This window comes from Dysgonomonas mossii (assembly GCF_004569505.1).
Classification (GTDB): Bacteria; Bacteroidota; Bacteroidia; order Bacteroidales; family Dysgonomonadaceae; genus Dysgonomonas.
In genome coordinates this window covers 1-389 of record NZ_SPPK01000143.1, presented here as the reverse complement: position 1 = coordinate 389, position 389 = coordinate 1, and the positions used below count along the sequence as shown (strand labels likewise).

At 67.9% G+C, this 389-nt stretch carries 1 pseudogene; it reads right to left on the bottom strand.

The window, feature by feature from the left end:
• A pseudogene (locus tag E4T88_RS19095) lies at positions 1-367 on the bottom strand (hypothetical protein); the annotation flags it as partial.
• Positions 368-389 lie beyond the last annotated feature (22 nt).

Below are 389 nucleotides of genomic sequence, written 5' to 3'. Positions count from 1 at the left end.
CCGTCGACCAGTCGGCGTCGAGTTCCTCGGCGATCAGCATGGGCAAGCTCGTTTGCACGCCCTGGCCGAATTCCAGCCGGTTCACCTGCACCGTCACCGTGTTATCGGGGGCGATGTGCAAAAAGGCATTCGGCGCGTACACGGGCTTGGCGGGGGCGGCATCGGCCGCCTGCGCCAGCTTGCCTGCGCCGGGCAGGAAAAAGCCCAGCATCAAGCCGCCGCCGGCCACCACGCCGGCCTGCATGAAACCGCGCCGCGAGACGCCATCGGCCGCGCCAACCACAGCCGCCGGCGCCGCTGCCAGCGCCGCGCCCAAGGTCACGCCACCATGCTGCAATGCTTCCTGATTCAACCATTCGATACGCATGTCGCTCTCCTCAGGCCAGGGT